General features: G+C 59.5%; 2 protein-coding genes. Both read right to left on the bottom strand.

Features of this window, described 5'->3' with window-relative positions:
* Positions 1 to 508, bottom strand: a 508-nt coding sequence (locus ACTZWY_RS19635; protein WP_444792393.1) for an ATP-binding protein, incomplete at its 3' end; no start/stop codon positions are given.
* The gene (gene istA / locus ACTZWY_RS19630) at positions 498 to 2,027 is read right to left on the bottom strand and encodes an IS21 family transposase (protein ID WP_444792392.1); all 1,530 of its coding nucleotides are present in this window, start codon (positions 2,025 to 2,027) and stop codon (positions 498 to 500) included. The genes istA and ACTZWY_RS19635, both read right to left, overlap by 11 nt.
* Positions 2,028 to 2,140 lie beyond the last annotated feature (113 nt).

Raw genomic sequence — 2,140 nt, 5'->3', positions numbered from 1 at the left:
GGATCACGAGATCAGTTTTCACCAGCGCTTCGGCGATCTTCCCGGCCTTACCCTGAGCCTTCTCCTGCTCCAGCGCATTGACCAGTTCGACCGTCGAGAAGAAGCGCACGCGCTTACGGTGGTGCTCTATGGCCTGAATGCCGAGGGCCGTTGCAACATGCGATTTCCCGGTTCCGGGACCACCGATCAGCACCACATTCTCTGCGGCTTCTAGGAACTCACAGCGATGGAGCTGGCGGACCAGAGCTTCCCGCATTTCACTGGCCGCGAAGTCGAAGGCGGACAAATCCTTGTAGGCGGGGAAGCGAGCGGCTTTCATGTGATACGCGATCGAGCGCACCTCTCGCTCGGCCATTTCGGCCTTGAGCAGCTGCGACAGGATCGGCATGGCAGCTTCGAACGCGGGCGATCCTTGCTCATGCAGGTCCTGAACAGCCTGCGCCATTCCCGGCATCTTCAGGCTGCGCAACATGATGACGATGGCGGCTCCAGCGGGATCATGACGCATGACGTGTTCCTCCCGCAGGGCGCAGCCCATCATAACGTGCGACGTTGGCCTCGGGCTCTTTGCTCAGCGAAAGTGCTGCAGGCGGCGTTATGTCGGGCTGTTCAGTCGGCGTGCCGTCCAGCAGCCTGTGGAGAAGGTTCAGCACATGGGTTTTGGTCGGCACGCCCGCTTGTAGGGCTAGTTCCACGGCACGGAGCACCGCCTGTTCATCGTGGTGCAACACCAAGGACAGGATATCGACCATCTCGCGGTCCCCGCCCGGCTGGCGCAGCATCTTCGCCTGAAGCTTTCGGAAAGGTTCGGGCATTTCGAGGAAGGGGGCACCGTTGCGCAGCGCCCCGGGCTTGCGCTGAACCACCGCCAGATAGTGGCGCCAGTCGTAGACAAAGCGTCCGGGTTTACGGTGTGATCGGTCGATAACGCGCTCATGCGTGCAAACCACATGGCCCTCTGCCACAACCACCAACCGCTCGGGGTAGATACGCAGGCTGACTGGCCGGTTCGCAAAACTGGCGGGCACAGAATAGCGGTTGCGATCAAAGATAATCAGGCAGGTGGGGGAGACACGCTTTCGCGCTTCGACAAACCCGTCAAACATCGTAGTCAGAGGCATCAGCGCGGGCTTCTCAGCTTCCCAGACATCGGCAATGCTGCCCTGCAATGTGCCATGGGGCGACTCTGTCCAAAGTTGCTTGCAGCGCTCTTCCAGCCAGTCGTTGAGGGTAGCAAGGTCGGGGAAGACAGGAGCAACCTGCCATAGGCGATGTCGCGCATCACGCACGTTCTTCTCAACTTGCCCTTTCTCCCATCCTGCGGCCGGATTGCAGAACTCTGGATCGAAGACGTAATGGCTCGTCATCGCCGTGAAGCGCGCATTTACATCGCGCTGTTTGCCGACGCCCACCCGGTCAACAGCGGTCTTCATATTGTCATAGATGCCCCGGCCCGGGATGCCTTCAAAAACGCGGAAGGCATGCCAGTGGGCATCAAACAGCATCTCATGCGTCTGCAGCAGATAAGCCCGAACCAGAAAGGCGCGGCTGTGCGACAGCTTGATATGCGCCACCTGCAGCTTGATGCGCTCACCGCCGATATAGGCCCAGTCCTCGCTCCAATCGAACTGGAAAGCTTCGCCCGGTGAGAATACCAGCGGCACGAAAGTCCCACGATCCGTCGTGTTTTGCGCGCGCTGGCGTTCGCCTTTCCATTGGCGCACAAAGGCCGCGACGCGCTCGTAGGAACCGTCATATCCAGCCTTAACAAGCTCCTCAAACATGTCCTTCGCAGTGCGGCGGTCCTTACGCGGCTTGCGCTGGTTGGCCACAAGCCAGTCTGTCAGCCGCGCCGCGTATGGATCGATCTTGCTCGGTCGATCAGGTGTCTGAAACTTAGGCTCGACGATCCCCTCCCGCAGATACCTCTTGATCGTGTTACGCGATACGCCCGTCCGCCGTGCGATCTCGCGAATGGGCATCTCGTCCCGCAACGCCCACTTCCGAATAATCCTCAAAAATCCCATGTCTATCACTCCTGAAGCCCCCGACTGCTTTGCGCAGGGGCAAGGTTGCACATGGGTCAATTCTCAATGACAATTTCCGCTGTTGCCGGGTCAGTTCTCAGTGACAATCAACA

The organism is Roseinatronobacter sp. NSM, assembly GCF_052379845.1.
Taxonomy (GTDB): Bacteria; Pseudomonadota; Alphaproteobacteria; order Rhodobacterales; family Rhodobacteraceae; genus Roseinatronobacter.
The sequence above is the reverse complement of the archived record's forward strand: the minus strand, read 5'-3'. Positions and strand labels throughout refer to the sequence as shown.